14 protein-coding genes are annotated in these 17,300 nt (G+C 70.5%); 5 read left to right on the forward strand and 9 right to left on the reverse strand.

Annotation, left to right across the window (positions count from 1 at the left end; all coding sequences use genetic code 11):
- Positions 1-36 precede the first annotated feature (36 nt).
- Positions 37-3,087, reverse strand: a complete 3,051-nt coding sequence (gene uvrA / locus ACGH7X_RS09930) for an excinuclease ABC subunit UvrA (RefSeq protein ID WP_399883779.1) — start codon at positions 3,085-3,087, stop codon at positions 37-39.
- Between the two features lie 223 nt (positions 3,088-3,310).
- Between uvrA and ACGH7X_RS09935 the strand changes: the two genes are divergently transcribed.
- Together ACGH7X_RS09935 and ACGH7X_RS09940 are read left to right on the forward strand one after the other, a co-directional pair.
- Positions 3,311-3,997 (forward strand): maleylpyruvate isomerase family mycothiol-dependent enzyme, encoded by a 687-nt coding sequence (locus ACGH7X_RS09935; RefSeq protein ID WP_399883781.1) that lies wholly within the window; start codon positions 3,311-3,313, stop codon positions 3,995-3,997.
- Positions 3,998-4,050: 53 nt separating this feature from the next.
- Positions 4,051-4,707, forward strand: a complete 657-nt coding sequence (locus ACGH7X_RS09940; RefSeq protein ID WP_399883783.1) for an MBL fold metallo-hydrolase — start codon at positions 4,051-4,053, stop codon at positions 4,705-4,707.
- A 204-nt stretch (positions 4,708-4,911) separates the two neighbouring features.
- On the opposite strand, the gene aroQ is transcribed toward ACGH7X_RS09940, so the two are convergent.
- Positions 4,912-5,385: a type II 3-dehydroquinate dehydratase gene (aroQ, locus tag ACGH7X_RS09945; RefSeq protein ID WP_217170387.1), complete on the reverse strand. Its 474-nt coding sequence runs from the start codon at positions 5,383-5,385 to the stop codon at positions 4,912-4,914.
- A 105-nt stretch (positions 5,386-5,490) separates the two neighbouring features.
- Between aroQ and ACGH7X_RS09950 the strand changes: the two genes are divergently transcribed.
- Positions 5,491-6,537, forward strand: a complete 1,047-nt coding sequence (locus tag ACGH7X_RS09950) for a S66 peptidase family protein (protein WP_399883785.1) — start codon at positions 5,491-5,493, stop codon at positions 6,535-6,537.
- Positions 6,538-6,565: 28 nt separating this feature from the next.
- On the opposite strand, the gene ACGH7X_RS09955 is transcribed toward ACGH7X_RS09950, so the two are convergent.
- The 6 genes from ACGH7X_RS09955 to ACGH7X_RS09980 all read right to left on the reverse strand — a co-directional run bounded on the left by ACGH7X_RS09955 (position 6,566) and on the right by ACGH7X_RS09980 (position 14,971).
- A complete protein-coding gene (locus ACGH7X_RS09955) occupies positions 6,566-7,666 on the reverse strand; it encodes a calcium:proton antiporter (RefSeq protein WP_399883787.1) in 1,101 nt (366 codons plus the stop codon).
- Between the two features lie 134 nt (positions 7,667-7,800).
- Positions 7,801-8,802: a TerC/Alx family metal homeostasis membrane protein gene (locus ACGH7X_RS09960; RefSeq protein WP_399883789.1), complete on the reverse strand. Its 1,002-nt coding sequence runs from the start codon at positions 8,800-8,802 to the stop codon at positions 7,801-7,803.
- 253 nt (positions 8,803-9,055) lie between these two features.
- Positions 9,056-11,101: a TerD family protein gene (locus tag ACGH7X_RS09965; protein WP_399883791.1), complete on the reverse strand. Its 2,046-nt coding sequence runs from the start codon at positions 11,099-11,101 to the stop codon at positions 9,056-9,058.
- Positions 11,102-11,193: 92 nt separating this feature from the next.
- On the reverse strand, positions 11,194-11,772 hold the full coding sequence (locus tag ACGH7X_RS09970) for a TerD family protein (protein ID WP_282086252.1): 579 nt from the start codon (positions 11,770-11,772) through the stop codon (positions 11,194-11,196).
- Between the two features lie 141 nt (positions 11,773-11,913).
- On the reverse strand, positions 11,914-14,052 hold the full coding sequence (gene uvrB, locus ACGH7X_RS09975) for an excinuclease ABC subunit UvrB (RefSeq protein WP_399883793.1): 2,139 nt from the start codon (positions 14,050-14,052) through the stop codon (positions 11,914-11,916).
- A 40-nt stretch (positions 14,053-14,092) separates the two neighbouring features.
- Entirely contained in the window at positions 14,093-14,971 is an 879-nt protein-coding gene (locus ACGH7X_RS09980; RefSeq protein WP_399883795.1) for an MHYT domain-containing protein, read from the reverse strand.
- A 290-nt stretch (positions 14,972-15,261) separates the two neighbouring features.
- Between ACGH7X_RS09980 and ACGH7X_RS09985 the strand changes: the two genes are divergently transcribed.
- Both ACGH7X_RS09985 and ACGH7X_RS09990 read left to right on the forward strand, forming a co-directional pair.
- Positions 15,262-16,131, forward strand: a complete 870-nt coding sequence (locus tag ACGH7X_RS09985; protein ID WP_399883797.1) for a glycerophosphodiester phosphodiesterase — start codon at positions 15,262-15,264, stop codon at positions 16,129-16,131.
- 37 nt (positions 16,132-16,168) lie between these two features.
- The gene (locus ACGH7X_RS09990) at positions 16,169-16,723 is read left to right on the forward strand and encodes a methylated-DNA--[protein]-cysteine S-methyltransferase (RefSeq protein WP_399883799.1); all 555 of its coding nucleotides are present in this window, start codon (positions 16,169-16,171) and stop codon (positions 16,721-16,723) included.
- Positions 16,724-16,783: 60 nt separating this feature from the next.
- Here ACGH7X_RS09990 and ACGH7X_RS09995 read toward each other — a convergent pair whose 3' ends face one another.
- Entirely contained in the window at positions 16,784-17,212 is a 429-nt protein-coding gene (locus ACGH7X_RS09995) for a VOC family protein (protein ID WP_399883801.1), read from the reverse strand.
- Positions 17,213-17,300: the final 88 nt, after the last annotated feature.

Below are 17,300 nucleotides of genomic sequence, written 5' to 3' on the forward strand. Positions count from 1 at the left end.
CACGGATGATCCCGTGGGGCCCGGCGCTGTCGGGACTCAGGCCTTGCTCGTCCGCGTGGTCTTCTTCGCGGCGGGCTTGGCGGGCTTGGCGGCCTTCTTGACCGTCGTGCCCGTCTTGGTGGCCGTCGCCTTCTTCGCGGCCGTGCCGGTGACCGTCTTCGTGGCGGTCTTCTTGGCGGTGGCCTTGGTCGCGACCGTCTTCGCCGCCGCCTTGCGCGGCCGGGTCACCGAGGCGTCGCTGACCCGGTCGGCACCGAGGACGTCCTGCAGGAACTTGCCGGTGTGGCTGGCGGGGATGCCCGCGACCTGCTCGGGCGTGCCCTCGGCGACCACCAGGCCACCGCCGGCGCCGCCCTCGGGGCCCATGTCGACGACCCAGTCGGCGGTCTTGATCACGTCGAGGTTGTGCTCGATGACGATGACCGTGTTGCCCTTGTCGACCAGGCCCCCGAGGACCGTCAGCAGCTTGCTGATGTCCTCGAAGTGCAGACCGGTGGTCGGCTCGTCCAGGACGTAGACCGTGCGTCCGGTGGAGCGGCGCTGCAGCTCGCTGGCGAGCTTGACGCGCTGGGCCTCGCCACCGGAGAGGGTGGTCGCGGACTGGCCGAGCCGGACGTAGCCGAGGCCGACGTCCTTCAGGGTCTTCATGTGCCGGGAGATGGCGGGGACCGCCTCGAAGAAGTCGGTCGCTTCCTCGATCGGCATGTTCAGGACGTCGGCGATGGACTTGCCCTTGTAGTGGACCTCCAGGGTCTCCCGGTTGTACCGGGCGCCGTGGCAGACCTCGCACGGGACGTAGACGTCCGGGAGGAAGTTCATCTCGATCTTGATCGTGCCGTCGCCCGCGCAGTTCTCGCAGCGGCCGCCCTTGACGTTGAAGGAGAACCGGCCGGGCATGTAGCCGCGGACCTTCGCCTCGGTCGTCTCGGCGAACAGCTTGCGGATGTGGTCGAAGACGCCGGTGTACGTCGCCGGGTTCGACCGCGGGGTGCGGCCGATGGGCGACTGGTCGACGTGCACGACCTTGTCGACGAGGTCGTCGCCGTCCACGCGCGTGTGCCGGCCGGGGACGTTGCGCGCCCCGTTCAGCTCGCGCGCCAGGTGCGTGTACAGGATGTCGTTGACCAGGGTCGACTTGCCGGAGCCGGAGACGCCGGTGACGGCCGTGAAGACGCCCAGCGGGAAGGACACGTCGATGTCCTGGAGGTTGTTCTCACGGGCGCCGTGCACGGTGAGCCGCCGGGAGGGGTCCTGCGGGCGCCGGATGTCGGGCAGCGGGATGGCCTTCTTGCCGGACAGGTACAGGCCGGTCTGGGACTCCGCGTTGTCCAGCAGTTCCTTGAGGGAGCCGCTGTGCACGACCTTGCCGCCGTGCTCGCCCGCGCCGGGGCCGATGTCGACGATCCAGTCGGCGACCTTGATGGTGTCCTCGTCGTGCTCGACGACGATGAGGGTGTTGCCCATGTCGCGGAGTCGGACGAGGGTCTCGATCAGCCGGTGGTTGTCGCGCTGGTGCAGGCCGATGGACGGCTCGTCGAGGACGTACAGCACGCCGACGAGTCCGGAGCCGATCTGGGTGGCGAGGCGGATGCGCTGGGCCTCGCCGCCGGAGAGGGTGCCTGCCGCGCGGTTCAGCGAGAGGTAGTCCAGACCGACGTCGACCAGGAACCGCAGCCGCTCGTTGACCTCCTTCAGCACGCGCTCGGCGATCTTCTTGTCGCGGGCGCTGAGCTTCAGCTCGCCCAGGAAGTCGGCGCAGTCGCTGATGGACATCGCCGAGACCTCGGCGATGGACCTGCCCATCACGGTGACCGCGAGGACGAGGGGCTTGAGGCGGGTGCCCTCGCAGGTGGGGCAGGGCACCTCGCGCATGTAGCCCTCGAAGCGCTCACGGCTGGAGTCGCTCTCGGCCTCGCTGTGCCGGCGCTTGACGAAGGGGATCGCGCCCTCGAAGGCGGTGGTGTACCGGCGCTCGCGGCCGTACCGGTTGCGGTAGCGGACCTCGACCTGGGTCTTGTGACCGTACAGCAGGGCCTTCCTGGCTCGCAGCGGCAGCCCCGCGAAGGGGATGTCCGTCCGGAAGCCCAGGGCGTCCGCGAGGGCACCGATCAGGCGGCCGAAGTAGTCCTTGGTGTGCCCGTGGGACCAGGGGTGGATGGCACCCTCGTCGAGGGACTTGTCCTCGTCGGGGACGATCAGCTCCGCGTCGACCTCCATGCGCGTGCCGATGCCGGAGCAGTCGGGGCAGGCGCCGAAGGGTGAGTTGAAGGAGAAGGAGCGGGGCTCCAGCTCCTCGAAGGACAGGTCGTCGTACGGGCAGTACAGGTGCTCCGAGTACATGCGCTCGCGCTCGGGGTCGTCCTCGGGGAGGTCGACGAAGTCGAGCACGACCATGCCGCCGGACAGGCCGAGCGCGGTCTCGACGGAGTCGGTGAGGCGCCGCTTGGCGGTGTCCTTGACGGTGAGGCGGTCGACGACCACCTCGATGGTGTGCTTCTCCTGCTTCTTCAGCGTCGGCGGGTTGGACAGCTGGATGGTCTCGCCGTCCACCCGCGCGCGGGAGTAGCCCTTGGTCTGGAGGTCGGCGAAGAGGTCGACGAACTCGCCCTTGCGCTCACGCACCAGCGGCGACAGCACCTGGAAGCGACTGCCCTCCGGCAGCTCCAGGACCTTGTCCACGATGGCCTGCGGCGACTGGCGCGTGATCGGCCGGCCGCACTCGGGACAGTGCGGCTTGCCGATGCGGGCGAAGAGCAGGCGCAGGTAGTCGTAGACCTCGGTGATGGTGCCGACCGTGGAGCGCGGGTTGCGCGAGGTCGACTTCTGGTCGATGGAGACCGCCGGGGAGAGGCCCTCGATGAAGTCGACGTCCGGCTTGTCCATCTGGCCGAGGAACTGCCGGGCGTAGGAGGAGAGCGACTCCACGTAGCGCCGCTGGCCCTCGGCGAAGATGGTGTCGAAGGCCAGGGAGGACTTGCCCGACCCGGACAGGCCCGTGAAGACGATGAGCGAGTCACGAGGCAGGTCGAGCGAGACGTTCTTCAGGTTGTGCTCGCGCGCGCCACGGACGATGAGACGGTCGGCCACGCCGGTCCGCACCTTTCTTGAGAGAAGTGACAGGGGCGGGGCCCCCGTCTTTCTCAGACTAGGGGGAGCCACTGACAACGCCGGTCGGATTCACCGGTTGTCAACAAACCCCGACTTCCCAGCATGCCCGACGCCGCCTTCGACCTTATAGCACGCGCATTCGAATTACGGGGGTCGTTCACAACCTTCACCCGAAGGTGTGGCCCGGTCTAGGGTCAGCAGCATGATTGATCACGCTCATGACCTGGCGTCTGTACGTGACGCGACCGAGCGGCTGCTCACCGCGGTCGGGAAACTGGACAACGCGTCCGTGACGCAGTCGTCACGGCTTCCCGGCTGGAGTCGCGGCCACGTCCTCGCCCACCTCGCCCGGAACGCCGACGCCCTCGTGAACGTCCTCGAGGGACGCCCCATGTACGTCTCCGGCGAGGCCCGGGACGCCGACATCGAGCGGGACGCCCCGCGCTCCCTCGACGCGCAGCTCGCCGACGTGCGCGAGAGCGCGGCCCGGTTCCAGGAGACGGGAGCCGCACCCGCGGACTGGTCGCGCACCGTGGAGCTGCGCAACGCGGTCACCGACTCCGCGTCCAGGGTGCCGTTCCGGCGGTGGATCGAGGTGGAACTGCACCACGTGGACCTGGGTATCGGGTACGAGCTGGAGGATCTTCCGGCGGAGTTCGCCGAGCGCGAGACCGCGTTCCTCGCCGCCCGGTTCTCCGGGCACCCCGATGTGCCGCCCACCCGGCTCACGGACGGCACGCGCGCGTGGCGCACGGGACGCGAGGCCGACGACCCGGAAGTGACCGTCACCGGTCCCCCGGCCGATCTGCTCGGCTGGCTCGCCGGTCGTCGGGAGGGCTTGGCGCTCACGGTGGAGGGCGGCCCGCTGCCGGCGCTGCCGCCGCTGTAGCCGCCGGGAGGCGGTCCGAGGACCGGGCCGCCTCCCGGCGCTAGGCTGCCGTCATGACGTACAGCGGAGAGGTCAGGGTCGGCGGACCCGCCGACGTGCACGAGCTCAAGGACCTGATGATCACCAAGGTCGCGGTCGGTCCGATGGACAACAACGCCTATCTGCTGCGCTGCCGGGCCACCGACGAGCAGCTGCTGATCGACGCCGCCAACGACGCGCACACCCTGCTCGGCACGATCGGCGACGACGGCATCGCGTCCGTCGTCACCACCCACCGCCACGGCGACCACTGGCAGGCGCTCGCCGAGGTCGTCGCGGCCACCGGTGCCCGCACCCACGCCGGCCGGCACGACGCCGAGGGCATCCCGGTGCCGACCGACGTCCTGATCGACGACGGCGACACGATCCGGGTGGGGCAGGTGGAGCTCACCGCACGTCACATCGTCGGGCACACGCCGGGCTCCGTCGTCCTGGTCTACGACGACCCGCACGGGCATCCGCACGTGTTCACCGGGGACTGCCTCTTCCCGGGCGGTGTGGGGAACACGTTCAAGGATCCGGAGGCGTTCGCGAGCCTGATCCACGACGTGGAGACCAAGGTCTTCGACATGCTGCCGGACGAGGCGTGGGTCTACCCCGGGCACGGCGACGACACGACGCTCGGCACGGAGCGGCCGCACCTGCCGCAATGGCGGGCCCGCGGCTGGTGACCGGGGGCACGGGAGGAGCGTGCCCGGCGCTCGAACCTCCGTACGCGCCCCGTGTGAAGCGTTCGCACACACCCGCGGGCCGCGTGCGCTCCCCGGGCACCGGAGCGGCGCGGTCGACTGGACGCAGCCCCGCGCAGGACGACGGCTCCGGGGCGGCACGGGCCGCCGGCCTCCCGATCCCCGCCCTCGGCCGGCGGCCCGGCCTCAGGCCCTGGCCGCCCCTGCCCCGGCCAGGGTCGCGATCCGCTCCACGCCGAACACGTACCCCTGCACCCCGCATCCCGCGACGACGCCGTCGGCGCGCTGCGAGACGTAGGAGTGGTGCCGGAACTGCTCGCGCTGGTGGATGTTGGAGATGTGGACCTCCACCACCGGCAGCCCGTCGCAGGTGTTGAGCGCGTCCAGGATGGCGACGGACGTGTGCGAGTACGCGGCGGGGTTGATCACGATCCCGCAGTGGTTCAGCCGGGCCTCGTGGATCCAGTCGACCAGTTCGCCCTCGTGGTTGGACTGCCGGAAGTCCACCGTGCCGCCGTGCCCGGCCGCCGCCTTCACGCACAGGGCCTCGACGTCGGCGAGGGTGTCGGAGCCGTAGATCTCCGGCTGCCGCTGGCCCAGCAGGTTCAGGTTGGGGCCGTTGAGGATCATGATCGGGGCGTTGGCCAGGGTGCGGGGCACGGTTCCTCCGGTCCGTGAGAGGCGCGGCAGGTCCTTGCGCGACCGCCGCTCGGTCCCCGGTTTATCACGGTGCACCGACACGCCGGGCGGCCGTACCCTCCGCGCATGACGACGATCGCGTACCCGCCCAAGCCCTCCCCCGGCGACCGTGTCGCTGTGCTGTCCCCCGCGTCCGGGCTGCCGGGACTCCTCCCGCTCCCCTACGAGTTGGGTCTGGAGCGGCTGCGCAAGGAGTACGGTCTCGAGCCGGTCGAGTATCCGACCACGCGGAAGATGGGCTCGACGCCTGCCGAGCGTGCCGCCGACGTCCACGCGGCCTTCGCCGACCCCGGCATCAAGGCGGTGTTCGCCTCGATCGGCGGCGACGACCAGATCACCGTGCTGCCGCTGCTGGACCGGGAGCTGATCCGGGCCAACCCGAAGCCGTTCTTCGGCATGAGCGACAACACCAACCTGCTCGCCCACCTGCGCAACACGGGAATCGTCGGCTTCCACGGCGGAAGTGTCATGGTCCAGCTGGGACGCCCCGTCGCCATGCACCCGCAGACCGCCGACTCCCTGCGCGCGGCGCTGTTCACCCCCGGCCCCTACGAGCTGCGGCCCGCCGAGCGCTGGAACGACGTCGGCCGTGACTGGGCCGACCCCGCGACCTTCGACGCCGAGCCCGAGATGCGCCCCGGGGCGGGCTGGTCCTGGGTGAACGCCGACCGGGTGGTCGAGGGGCGTACGTGGGGCGGCTGCCTGGAGATCCTCGCCTGGCTGCTGATGGCCGACCGCGAGATCGCGCGCGATCCGGCGGAGTACGACGGCGATGTGCTCTTCCTGGAGACGTCCGAGGAACTGCCGGGCGCCGAGGAAGTGTTCCGCATCCTGCGCAACATGGGCGAGCGCGGGCTGCTCGGCCGCTTCTCCGCGCTGCTGATGGGCCGCCCGAAGACCTGGTCCTTCGAGCGTCCCAACAGCCCCGAGGAGGCCGCCCGGTACGCCGCGGACCAGCGTGCGGCGGTGCTGCGGGCGATGCGGGTCTACGCCCCCGACACCTTGATCGTCTTCGACGTGGACCTCGGCCACACCGATCCCCAGGTGGTCATCCCGTACGGCGGCACCGTGCGCATCGACGGCCCCGCCCGGCGCATCACCGTGACCTACTGACGCTTCGCCGCCGTCGGCCGGGGAGGGCCTAGGGGTTGATGGCGAGTTCCAGGTACGCCGCGAACAGCACCAGGTGGACGCCTCCCTGCAAGGGCGTGGCCCGGCCCGGCACGACGGTCAGCGAGGCCACCACCACGGTCAGGGCGAGCAGCACCATGTGGATGGAGCTGAGGCCGAGAATCAGCGGTCCGGTGAGCCACACGGAGGCCAGGGCGACCGCCGGGATGGTCAGGCCGATGCTGGCCATGGCCGAACCGAGCGCGAGGTTCAGGCTGGTCTGCACCCGGTCGCGGCGCGCGGAACGCACGGCGGCGATGGTCTCGGGGAGCAGGACCAGCAGCGCGATGACGACGCCGACCACGGCGTGGTGGAGTCCGGCGGCCTGCACTCCGTCCTCGATGGTCGGCGACACGCCTTTCGCGAGGCCGACCACGCCGATCAGCGCCAGGCCCAGCATCCCGAGGCTGACCAGGGCCGTACGGGAGGACGGCGCGTGGGCGTGCTCCTCGACCGTGATCACCTCGCCCTGCCGGGTGATCGGCAGGAAGTAGTCGCGGTGCCGCACGGTCAGCGTCGCGATGAACAGGCCGTAGAGGACGAGCGAGGACAGGGCCGCGAAGGTCAGCTGCACGGTCGAGAACTCCGGGCCGGGCGCGCTGGTGGTGAACGTCGGCAGGACCAGGCTGAGTGTGGCCAGGGTCGCCACCGTGGCGAGGGCGGCGCCGGTGCCCTCCGGGTTGAAGACGGCGATCCCGTGCCGCAGGGAGGCGACCAGGAGGCTGAGACCGACCACCCCGTTGCAGGTGATCATGACGGCCGCGAAGACCGTGTCCCTGGCCAGGGTCGCGCTCTTGTCGCCGCCGTCCGCCATCAGGGTCACGATGAGCGCGACCTCGATGACCGTGACGGCGACGGCGAGGACCAGGGAGCCGAAGGGCTCCCCCACCCGGTGGGCGACCACCTCGGCGTGGTGCACGGCGGCCAGGACGGACGCCGCCAGGACGATCGTGAGCAGTGCGACGACCGCGCCGGGCAGGTCGCGACCCCAGGTGAGGGCCAGCAGCACGACCGCGATCACGGGCGTGACGGTCGTCCAGTGTGTGAGGAACGCCCTCGGACCAGTGACCATGCGGTGATCGTCGCAGAGGGTGACGGGTGCCGCATTCCGTGTCCCGCCCCACCACTTGCGCCGGGAGCGGCGCACGGCTCCTGGCCGCACGCCGCTCCCGGTATCGGTCTTCCGCCCGACTGGGGCGTACTCGCTCAGGCCTCGACGCTGTCCTTCGAGGCGTCGTCGCTCCCGCCGGCCGCTGCCTCCGCCTCGGCCTGCTTCTTGGAGGCGCGCAGGCTGGTGATCGTGGTGACGATCAGGACGGAGCAGATCACGCCCAGCGAGACCGGGATGCTGATCTCGGGAACGTGCACGCCGGACTCGTGCAGGGCGTGCAGCACCAGCTTGACGCCGATGAAGCCCAGGATGACCGACAGCCCGTAGGAGAGGTGCACCAGCTTCCTCAGCAGACCGCCGATGAGGAAGTACAGCTGCCGCAGGCCCATCAGGGCGAACGCGTTGGCCGTGAACACGATGTACGGGTCCTGCGTCAGGCCGAAGATCGCCGGGATGGAGTCGAGCGCGAAGAGCACGTCGGTGGTGCCGATCGCGAGCATCACGACCAGCATCGGGGTCATGATCCGCTTGCCGTTCTCCTCAATCCACAGCTTGGTGCCGTGGTACCGGTCGGCGACGCCGAAGCGGCGCTCGACGGCCTTGAGGAGCTTGTTCTCCTCGAACTCCTCGTCCTCCTCGTCGGCCCGGGCCTCCTGGATGAGCTTCCAGGCGGTCCAGATCAGGAAGGCGCCGAAGATGTAGAAGACCCACGCGAAGCTGGCGAGGATCGCGGCGCCCGCGGCGATGAAGATGGCCCTGAGGACCAGGGCTATGAGGACACCGATGAGCAGAACCCGCTGCTGGTACTGCGAGGGCACCGCGAACTTCGCCATGATCAGGACGAAGACGAAGAGGTTGTCCACGCTCAGCGACTTCTCGGTGATGAAGCCCGCGAAGAACTCGCCGGCGGGCTGGCCGCCGCCGAAGAGGAGCAGGCCGAGCCCGAAGAGGCCCGCCAGGGCGATCCAGACGCCCGTCCAGATCCCCGCTTCCTTGATGGATACGTCGTGCGGCTTGCGACCGATGAAGAAATCGACCGCGATAAGGGCGGCAAGGCCCACGATGGTCAGGACCCACAGGGTCACGGAAACTTCCACTACGCCTCCGGCAGTACGTCACACGGCAGATGTCAGCGTCGTCGCTGCCGGAGGTCTCTTCCACCCGGGTGTCCGGGACGCATGACGCGTCCGGAAGCCACGGGCCGACGCCCCGGGATCTGGCCTGATCCGTATTGACGGGTACGCCGCACAGACAGGGAGTACTCCCCTCCGTACGGACGACAGTACCCCATTCCCCAAGAGAAGGTAAAGAGATTTGCAAATTAAGCTCAAAAGCCCAGCTCGGGAAGGGTCACCGGCCCCACGAACGGCGGGCCGCCGCGACCTGGGTGAGCACCTGCTGAAGCACCTGGCTGCCGGGCGGCACGAGCGGGGGCTCGTACGTCCAGGCATGCCCGACCCAGGGGTCGGCGAGGTGGTCGTCGGCCACGGGTGTCAGCCGCAGCAGTGAGCGCCACAGCGGGTCGAGCAGCGGCCCGTACTCGGCGGACTCCTCACGGTCGGCGACCATCATCAGGTGGACGCCGACGGCCGGACCCTCGTCGGCGAGGTAGCGCAGCTGGTTGACCGCCCGGTCGTCGAAGCCGTGCGGGAAGTCGTTGACGATCAGCAGCTGCTGGGAGGTGTCGAGACCGGGCGGGAGCGCGTCGGGAGCGCCTCCGCGCACCGCCATCTGCACCAGGTCGACGCGCTGGGTGAGACGGGCGAGTACGTCCGCCGTCCCGGCGGCACCCAGGGCGGGCGGGGCGGCCAGCACCCCGGTCTGCACCAGCGGCGCCAGTGCCTGAGCCCCGGCCCCGGCCGGATCGATGACGTGCACGGTGAACTCGCCCGCGGGGTGGATGGCGAGCAGCCGGGCCGCGTGGGCGACGGCCGTCTCCAGGCCCAGGCGCCGCGTCTCGTGCGAGTCGGCGAACGAGCCGTCCAGCGAGGCGGAGCGCCCGCTGTCGATCCACAGGCCCCGCTCCATCGGCAGCCGTATCAGCATCGGGACGCGTATGCGGTCCGCCTCGGGCAGATGGAGATCACCCAGCCGAAGGGCCATCGGGATCTCCATGGGGACGCGGTAGGCGTGCCAGACGGGGTTGTCCCAGCGTGCGAAGGCCGCCGGCAGGGCGGGCTCGACGACCTCGGCCTCCGCGACGAGCTGAGCGACGTCCCGGTCCAGGACCTCCCTGGCCTGGGACACCAGCTGGCCGTGCCGGGCGCGGGCCGCTTCCCGGGCGGCGTCGCCCTGCCCGCCGATCCGGCTGCGGGGGTCGGACAGGACCTGGTCGAGTTCCTTCTCCATGCGGGAGTCGGCGAAGTCGACGGCGCTGCGGTAGGCGGCCGTGGTCCGGGCCAGGTCCTCGAACATGCCCCACACCTGGTTGTAGAGCCGCTCCTCCATGGACCAGCCGGTGGCGTCACCGGCGACGGGCCGGGCGGGCTGCCCGGGTTCGGCCGGGGGTGCGGTCGGCGGGGGCGTGGGCGGGGCCCCGGTCTGCCGGCGTGGGTGGCTGTAGTCGATCGGGCCGCCCGCGGCGGGCGCGGACGACTGGCCGGTGCCGGCTGACTCCCCCGGTCCGCCCGGGTACGGCTGTTGTGTTCCGTTCTGTCCCGGCACACCGGGTGCGTGCGGGCCGGGAGCGTCGCTCCGGGGGCGGTCGTACGGGGACGCCGGCGCCGCGGGGCCGGTACCGGCCTGGGTCGCGTTGCCGTGGTCCGGACCGTGCGCCGGGGCGGCGGCCGGCCGGGCCCGGTCGCCGTCCGCGGCGCGTGCCGGAGGGGCCGGCACCGAACGGGCCAGCCCGCTCGCCACCGCCTCGTGGATGTTCTGCGCGAGTTGGTGTGCCTCGGCCAGGTTCTGGTCGGTGAGGAGCTCGGCGAGGCCGCCCGCGTAGCCCTGTCCGACGGCGCGCACCTTCCAGGCGCCCTGCCTGCGGTAGAGCTCCAGCGCGACGACGGCGGACTCGGCCTCCAGGCCGGTGATGGTGTAACTGGCGACTTCGTCGCCGTCGAGGCCGGTGACGGCGACGAAGGGGGCGGCCACGGCCCCGAACCGGGCCGGGCCCTGCCCGCCGACGGGCAGGGCGAGCAGCACACTGACGCGGTGCACGGCGTCCGGCACGGCGTCCAGGTCCACCGCGAGGCGATGGTCGGCGGCTGCCTGCCGGGAGACCTCCAGGCCCGGCAGGGTGGGTGTGCCCGGGTGGGCCACCCATTCGACGCCGTGGATGGTGCCGTTCTCGTCGCCGAGCGTGGCCCCGGCCACGATCGGCGTGCCGGCCGAGACCCGGATCTCGAGACGGGCCCGGGGAAGCGGGTGGTTCTGTCCCCGCATCAGCTCGGCCGTCATCGCCTTCCCCCTGTGTCACTCGTGCGTCACTCGTGCTGTGTCGTGCGGCGTCCGCCCGCCCCCGGCGGGGGCGGGCGGTTCGAGGCGGCCTGCTAGAGGACCGGCAGGATCGCCGGCATCAGGTCCTGGAAGGTGCGCCCGTTGGCCGGGGTGCCGATGGCGGTCATGGACCAGCCCTGGCCCGCGCGGTGCACCTTGGCCATGATCTGGGCCGTGAAGGCCCCGCCGCCGGCCAGCGTGTAGCGGGCGAGTTCCTGGCCGTTGGTCTCGTCGACCAGGCGGCAGAACGCGTTCTGCACTTCCTGGAAGGTCTGGCCGGTGAAGGAGTTCACGGTGAAGACGATCTGGTCGATGTGGACCGGAACGCGCTGCAGGTCGACGAGGACCGCCTCGTCGTCGCCGCCCTGGCCGACACCGCCGACGAGGTTGTCCCCGGTGTGGCGCACCGAGCCGTCGTCGCTCACCAGGTGGCGGAAGAAGACGACGTCGACCGGCTGCTTGTCCGCGAAGAGGACCGCGGAGGCGTCCAGGTCGATCTCCCGGGTGCGCGAACCGAACAGGCCGCGCCGGGGAGCCGCCTGCCAGCCGAGACCCATGCGCACCGACGTCAGGCTGCCGCCGTCGCTCTTCTGCAGACTGATGGCCTGACCCTTGGTCATGTTGACGGTCACGCGCTGATCCCCTCTCGAACTGTCCCCTGTTGCCGCGCTACCCGCGGTTGACCAGAACCCTACGCAGGGGCACTGACAGCGCCCCACCCCGGTCCGCGCTTTGTGTCGGTCTTGCAACACAGCGCGTGTCCGGGCGGGCCGTCAGGCCAGGCCCGCCTCCTTCATCTGGCGCAGTTCCTTCTTCATCTCGGAGACCTCGTCGCGCAGCCGGGCCGCGATCTCGAACTGGAGGTCGGCCGCGGCGGCCCGCATCCGGGTGGTGAGGTCCTCGATCTGTCCGGCGAGTTCCGCCGCCGGTCGGTCGGTCACCGCCGTCTCCTTGGCCCTGCCCCTGGCCGCCTTGGTGCCGCCCGTCGCCTGGCCGCCCAGCGCGGGCACGGGGGCCTTGGCGCCCTTGCCGTCCTTCGTCTGGCGGTAGCCCGAGCCGAGGAGCTGTTCGGTGTCGACGTCCTCCCGGGCGATCTGGGCGACGATGTCGTTGATCTTCTTGCGGAGCGGCTGCGGGTCGACGCCGTTCGCCTTGTTGAAGGCGACCTGCTTCTCGCGGCGGCGGTTGGTCTCGTCGATGGCCTTCTCCATCGCCGGCGTGATCTTGTCCGCGTACATGTGGACCTGGCCGGAGACGTTGCGCGCCGCGCGGCCGATGGTCTGGATGAGGGAGGTGCCGGAGCGCAGGAAGCCCTCCTTGTCGGCGTCGAGGATCGCCACCAGCGAGACCTCGGGCAGGTCGAGACCCTCACGCAGCAGGTTGATGCCGACCAGGACGTCGTACTCACCGGCACGCAGCTCACGCAGCAGTTCGACGCGGCGCAGGGTGTCGACGTCGCTGTGGAGGTAGCGGACCTGGATGCCGAGCTCCAGGAAGTAGTCGGTGAGGTCCTCGGCCATCTTCTTGGTGAGGGTGGTGACCAGGACGCGCTCGTCCTTCTCGGTCCGCTTGCGGATCTCGTGCACCAGGTCGTCGATCTGGCCCTCGGTGGGCTTGACGACGACCTCCGGGTCGACGAGGCCCGTGGGGCGGATGATCTGCTCGACGGCGCCGTCCGAGCGGGAGAGCTCGTAGGCGCCCGGGGTCGCCGACAGGTACACGGTCTGGCCGATGCGCCCCTGGAACTCCTCCCACTTCAGCGGGCGGTTGTCCAGCGCGGAGGGCAGCCGGAAGCCGTGGTCGACCAGCGTCCGCTTGCGGGAGGCGTCGCCCTCGTACATGGCGCCGATCTGCGGCACGGTGACGTGCGACTCGTCGATGACGAGCAGGAAGTCGTCCGGGAAGTAGTCCAGCAGGGTGTTCGGCGGGGAACCGGGCAGGCGGCCGTCGAAGTGCATCGAGTAGTTCTCGACGCCGGAGCAGGAGCCGATCTGGCGGAGCATCTCGAGGTCGTACGTCGTGCGCATCCGCAGGCGCTGGGCCTCCAGGAGCTTGCCCTGCTGCTCCAGCTCGGTCAGGCGCTCCGCCAGCTCCTTCTCGATGTCGTTGACCGCCCGCTCCAGGCGCTCGGGGCCGGCGACGTAGTGGGAGGCGGGGAAGACGTAGAGCTGCTGGTCGTCGCTGATGATCTCGCCGGTGACCGGGTGGAGCGTGGACAGGGCCTCGATCTCGTCGCCGAACATCTCGATGCGGACGGCCAGCTCCTCGTAGACCGGGAAGATCTCGATGGTGTCGCCGCGCACCCGGAAGGTGCCGCGGGCGAAGGCCATGTCGTTGCGCGTGTACTGGATGTCGACGAAGCGGCGCAGCAGCTCGTCCCGGTCGTGCTCCTCGCCGACCCGCAGCGGGACCATGCGGTCCACGTACTCCTGCGGGGTGCCGAGGCCGTAGATGCAGGAGACGGAGGCGACCACGACGACGTCACGGCGGGTGAGCAGCGAGTTGGTCGCGGAGTGGCGCAGGCGCTCCACCTCCTCGTTGATCGAGGAGTCCTTCTCGATGTAGGTGTCCGACTGGGGGACGTAGGCCTCGGGCTGGTAGTAGTCGTAGTACGAGACGAAGTACTCGACGGCGTTGTTCGGCAGCAGCTCGCGGAACTCGTTGGCCAGCTGGGCGGCCAGTGTCTTGTTCGGCGCCATCACGAGGGTGGGGCGCTGGAGCTTCTCGATCATCCACGCAGTGGTGGCGGACTTGCCGGTGCCGGTCGCGCCGAGCAGGACGACGTCCTTCTCGCCGGCCTCGACGCGCCGGGCCAGCTCGGCGATGGCCGCGGGCTGGTCGCCGTTCGGCTGGTAGGGGCTGACGACCTCGAAGGGCGCCACCGTGCGTTCGATCTGGGAAACGGGCCGCATGGGTTCCACCGTACGACCCCGCACTGACAACCGGTCCCGATCAGCGGTTCTGCGGGGTGCGGGGGCGCCGGTGGACGAGGGGGCGGCGGGTGTGGCCCACGGGGTGGTGGGCCTGGTGGCGGACACCGCGCGGGACCTCGGTGTGGGCGGGGATGCCCGGCTTCCGCTCGACGGGGACCCCGGCGGGCTTCCCCATGACCATCAGCGGGTCGAACAGGACGACGACGCCGGCGAGGACGAGGAAGGCGAGGGGGCCGATCAGCATGGGGGCGAGCAGTTCGGCCGGGGACCCGCCGACGGAGGGCTCGGACGTGCCGCTGACATGGACGTCGAGGGCGGCCATCCCCGTGTAGTGCATGCCGGTGACGGCCAGTCCCATGATCAGGGCGGCGCCCACGCTCCACAGGAAGCCCCGGACCTGTCCGGCCGCCCACAGGGCGGCGGTGGCGGCGGCCATGGCTATGACGACGGACACGGCGACGGTGAAGGTGTTGTACGTCAGCTGCCCGTCCAGATGCATCCCGGCCATCCCCAGGTAGTGCATCGAGGCGATGCCCAGGCCGGTGACGGTGCCGCCGGTGAACAGGGCCGTCCCGCGCGCGCCCCGGTAGCCGACGATGAAGATCCCCACGCCCACCATGACGATGGCGACGGCCAGGCTCGCGAAGGTCATCAGCCAGTCGTAGCGGATCGGTGTGTGTTCGATCGTGAACCCCATCATCGCGATGAAGTGCATGGTCCAGATGCCGGAGCCGATCGCCGCCGAGCCGAGGGCGAGCCACCCGGGGCGCCAGGAACGGGTGACCAGCATGGCCCTGGTGGTGCAGCGGAGGCCGAGGGCACCGCCGAGGCAGGCCATGAGGTAGGCCACCAGCGGTGTGACGAGTCCGTAGCTGAATCCGTCGACCGTGCTTTGCATGTGCGGCTGCCCTTCCGCCTACTTACGCCCCGGTTACGTCCCGGATTCTCCTGATGTGCGCCCCCTCCCGGGACCGCGCGAACGGTCAGGGTCGAGGCAGAGAGTATGACTTCCACCGGAATGGTCGAACGATTCTCCGGCAAAGAATCACGGTCTCGCCCCAGTTGTGCCGCCCCGGTGAGCGTAGTTGAGCAACTCCATTCAGCCTGTGGCCATTCTGCGCCCCTCTTTCGTTGACTCTCCGATGTCACAGTGGTGCTGTCCGTGATCGTTCGACGCGAGGAGTACGCATGCACGTGCGCGCAGTTGCCGTCACGACCACCGCCCTGCTGGGGGTCGCCCTCACGGCTCCCCTCTCGCACGCCCGAGCCGACGAGGCGGGCGGCGACGGGCCCACGGTCGTCGCCCACCGGGGTGCTTCCGGGTATGCGCCGGAGAACACGCTGGCCGCCGTCGACCTGGCGGCCGAGCTGGGCATCCGCTGGGTGGAGAACGACGTCCAGCGCACCCGGGACGGCGAACTCGTCGTCCTCCACGACGAGAGCCTGAAGCGTACGACCGACGTGGAGGAGGTCTTCCCGGACCGCTCGCCCTGGAACGTGAAGGACTTCACCGCCGCGGAGATCGCGCGGCTGGACGCGGGGAGCTGGTTCGGGTCCCAGTACGCGGGCGCGCGCGTGCCGACGCTGAAGCAGTACGTGGACCGTGTGGAGCACAACCACCAGAAGCTGCTGCTGGAGCTGAAGAGCCCCGGGCTGTACCCGGGCATCGAGCAGCAGACCCTCAAGGTGCTGGCCAACGAGGGCTGGCTCGACCGGTGGCATGTGGCCGGGCGGCTGGTCGTGCAGAGCTTCGACGCCGACAGCATCCGGACGGTCCACGACCTCAAGCCCGCCGTGAAGACCGGGTTCCTCGGCACCCCGGCCGTGTCGGATCTGCCGGCGTACGCGGAGTTCACCGACCAGATCAACCCGTCGTACGGCTCCCTCTCCATGAGCTACGTGTCGTCGGTCCACGCGTTCACGGGGCCGCACGGCAGGCCGCTGGAGGTTCTCACCTGGACGGTGAACGACGCGGACACCGCGCGCCGGGTCGCCGGGTACGACGTCGACGGCATCATCACCAACAAGCCGGACGTGGTGCGCGACGCCGTGGGCTGACCCGGGCGTTGTCAGTGGCCGGCCGTACGGTGGGCGCATGGACAGCCATGGGCAGTACGAGCAGCAGGCCGTGTGGACCGTCGTCGGCACCGACATCGGTCCGCTGCTGCTGGCCGCCACCCGCGACGGCCTGGTCAACGTCGTGTTCCACGCCACCGACGCCGCGCGCGACCGGGCGCTGGAAGGGCTCGCGGCCCGGCTGGGCACGGAGCCCGTCGAGGCGCCCGGCTCACCGTTGCTGGCCGAGGCGATACGCCAGGTGGAGGCGTACTTCGCGGGCGTCAGGCGCGACTTCGAGCTGCCGTTGGACTGGTCGCTGATCTCGGGCTTCAACCGGCAGGTGCTGCGTGAGCTGGCGTCCGGCGTCCCCTACGGCTCGGTCGTCGGCTACGGCGACCTGGCCGACCGGGTGGGCCGGCCGGGCGCCGCCCAGGCGGTGGGCATGGCCATGGGCGCCAATCCGCTGCCGGTCGTCGTGCCGTGCCACCGGGTCGTCGAGAGCGACGGCGGCATCGGCGGGTTCGGCGGCGGCGTGGACACCAAGCGGCGGCTGCTCGCGCTGGAGGGCGTGCTGCCCGAGCCCCTGTTCTGACCCGGTCCCTTGTTCTGACCCGAGCCCTTGTTCTGCGAGGCGGCCCCGGCCGGGCGGGGTCTACTCGTAGTGCCGGGCCTCGATGATGTTGCCGTCCGGGTCGCCGAAGTAGAAGCTTCGCCTGGCCATGCCGCGGGCTCCGTAGGAGTCGTAGGAGAGTTCCGAGACCGGAATCGACTGCTCCTCCAGCCGGACGCGCAGTGCGTCGAAGTCGTGCGGTGCCAGGGACAGGCAGATGTGGTTGACGGGATGGCCCGCACTGGCGTCGGCGCCGGGGACCACGCGCATGCGTTCCGCCATGGAGTGCGGCGCGAGGTCGAGGATGGTCTCGTCGTTGAGGCGCACGGAGGGGAAGCTCACGGTTCCCGCCGCGTACTCGGTGACCCGCAAGGGCTCCAGCCTCAGGTTCTTCTCGTAGAAGGCGGCCGCGGCGACCGGGTCGCGCACCCAGAGGACCACGTGGTCGAGACGTGTCGTGTTGTCCGTCATGGTCTCCAGGCTCGTGCCCCGTCCCGAGAGCCGCAAGGGCCCACTGCGGCTCCGTTGGGGTTTGGGCCGGTCCCCCGCCCGCCAGAGA

The organism is Streptomyces sp. BBFR51 (genome assembly GCF_044591655.1).
In the GTDB taxonomy this organism is placed as follows: domain Bacteria; phylum Actinomycetota; class Actinomycetes; order Streptomycetales; family Streptomycetaceae; genus Streptomyces.

Bases quoted from the DNA above. Each gene is read 5' to 3' on its own strand.
- ACGH7X_RS09940 (WP_399883783.1), top strand. From the start codon at position 4,051: ATGACGTACAGCGGAGAGGTCAGGGTCGGCGGACCCGCCGACGTGCAC.
- uvrB (WP_399883793.1), bottom strand. From the start codon at position 14,052: ATGCGGCCCGTTTCCCAGATCGAACGCACGGTGGCGCCCTTCGAGGTC.
- ACGH7X_RS09950 (WP_399883785.1), top strand. From the start codon at position 5,491: ATGACGACGATCGCGTACCCGCCCAAGCCCTCCCCCGGCGACCGTGTC.
- ACGH7X_RS09990 (WP_399883799.1), top strand. From the start codon at position 16,169: ATGGACAGCCATGGGCAGTACGAGCAGCAGGCCGTGTGGACCGTCGTC.
- ACGH7X_RS09995 (WP_399883801.1), bottom strand. From the start codon at position 17,212: ATGACGGACAACACGACACGTCTCGACCACGTGGTCCTCTGGGTGCGC.
- ACGH7X_RS09965 (WP_399883791.1), bottom strand. From the start codon at position 11,101: ATGACGGCCGAGCTGATGCGGGGACAGAACCACCCGCTTCCCCGGGCC.
- ACGH7X_RS09955 (WP_399883787.1), bottom strand. From the start codon at position 7,666: ATGGTCACTGGTCCGAGGGCGTTCCTCACACACTGGACGACCGTCACG.
- ACGH7X_RS09980 (WP_399883795.1), bottom strand. From the start codon at position 14,971: ATGCAAAGCACGGTCGACGGATTCAGCTACGGACTCGTCACACCGCTG.
- ACGH7X_RS09935 (WP_399883781.1), top strand. From the start codon at position 3,311: ATGATTGATCACGCTCATGACCTGGCGTCTGTACGTGACGCGACCGAG.
- ACGH7X_RS09985 (WP_399883797.1), top strand. From the start codon at position 15,262: ATGCACGTGCGCGCAGTTGCCGTCACGACCACCGCCCTGCTGGGGGTC.